This is a genomic window from Kocuria atrinae C3-8, from assembly GCF_000286355.1.
Classification (GTDB): domain Bacteria; phylum Actinomycetota; class Actinomycetes; order Actinomycetales; family Micrococcaceae; genus Kocuria; species Kocuria atrinae_A.
This window is the reverse complement of the sequence record NZ_AJXN01000192.1, coordinates 1-1,719: the sequence shown is the minus strand read 5'-3', so window position 1 is coordinate 1,719 and position 1,719 is coordinate 1. Positions and strand designations below refer to the sequence as shown.

Sequence of the window (1,719 nt, the reverse complement as noted above, 5' to 3'; positions counted from 1 at the left end):
GACGACGCCGCCGCGGCCGCAAGAATTCGCCGCTCACCCAGACCGGCCGCATCCTGGCGGCCCTGCCCGTGGACCCACGGCTGGGGCGCATGATCGTGGAGGCCCAGCGCCGCGGCTGCACACGGGAGGTCATGGTGTTGGCCGCGGCCCTGACCGTGCAGGATCCGCGTGAACGGCCGCTGGAACATCGCCAGGCCGCGGACGAGTTCCACAAGCGCTTCAAGGACAAGACGTCCGATTTCATGTCCTACGGGCTGCTGTGGCAATACATCCAGGAGCAGCAGCACGAGCTGTCGTCCTCGCAGTTCCGCAAACTGTGCAAGCGCGAGTACCTCAACTTCCTGCGCATCCGCGAGTGGCAGGATCTCTACGCGCAGCTGCGTCAGATCGGCCGCGAGGTGGGGATCGATCCCGGCAAGTCACGCGAGATCGACGTGGCCGGCAATCAAGATGCCATTCACCAGAGCCTGCTGTCCGGTCTGCTGAGCCACATTGGCGTGCGCGATGAACGCACCCGTGATTATCGCGGCGCGCGCGGCACCAAGTTCGCGATCTTCCCCGGCTCGGCGCTGTTCAAGACCTCCCCGGACTGGGTCGTGTCGGCCGAGCTCGTGGAGACCTCTCGGCTGTGGGCCCGCACCAACGCGAGCATCAACCCGGAGTGGGTCGAAGAACTGGCCCCGGATCTGGTCAAGCGCAACTACTCGGAGCCGCACTGGTCACGCTCCCGCGGAGCGGTCATGGCCTACGAGAGGGTCACGTTGTACGGCTTGCCGCTCGTGACCGAGCGCTCCGTACAGTTCTCCAAGGTGGACCCCGAACTCTCCCGTGAGCTCTTCATCCGCCACGCGTTGGTCGAGGGTGACTGGCAGACCCGGCACCGGTTCTACAAACGCAATCAGCAGCGCCTGGAACGCGTGGAAGAACTCGAGAATCGCATGCGCCGCAAGGACCTGCGCGTGGACGATCAGGTGCTGTTCGACTTCTACGATGCGCGCATTCCCGCGGACGTGGTGTCCCAGCGGCACTTCGACGCGTGGTGGAAGAAGGCTCGCGGCAGCAACGAGCACCTGCTGGACCTGGATCCGGACGCGCTGATCGCCCCGGAGGTCGCCGAGCTCGACACTCAGTCCTTCCCGCGGACCTGGAACGTGGCCTCACCGGACGGCATCCTGTCGCTGGACCTGGATTACGAGTTCTCCCCCGGTTCGGAGACCGCGGACGGTGTGACCGTGCGCGTGCCGTGCTGTTCCTGGACCGTCTGGCTCCGGAGCAGTTCGAGTGGCACATCCCCGGTCTGCGCACCGAGTTGGTCACCGCCCTCATCAAGTCCCTGCCCAAGGCCGTGCGGCGCAATTTCGTACCGGCCCCGGACATGGCCGCCACCGCGGTGGACGTGCTTTCCGCGGAGTTCTCCCCCGAGACCGATTCCTTGCTGGAATCCTTGGCCACCGTGCTGCGCAGGCTGCGCGGTCACCAGGTGCACGCCACGGACTTCCAGCCCGGGGTGCTCCCGGCTCACCTGCGCATGAACTTCGAGGTGCGCGACGCCCGGAACAAGGTGTTGGGAACCGGTGAGGACCTCACAGACCTCAAGGAACGACTCCGGCCCCAGATCCGCCGCGCCCTGGCCGACTCCCTGGGCAGCGCGGCCTCCCAGCTCGCGGACTTCGCCAATGCCGCCGACGCCGCCGGGGGCACCTCCGGTGCGCAGCAGTC

The 1,719-nt window shown here is 66.8% G+C and carries 1 pseudogene; it reads left to right on the top strand.

Annotated features, from left to right (window positions below):
• Positions 1-1,719: pseudogene (locus YO9_RS0115600) on the top strand (DUF3418 domain-containing protein); the annotation flags it as partial.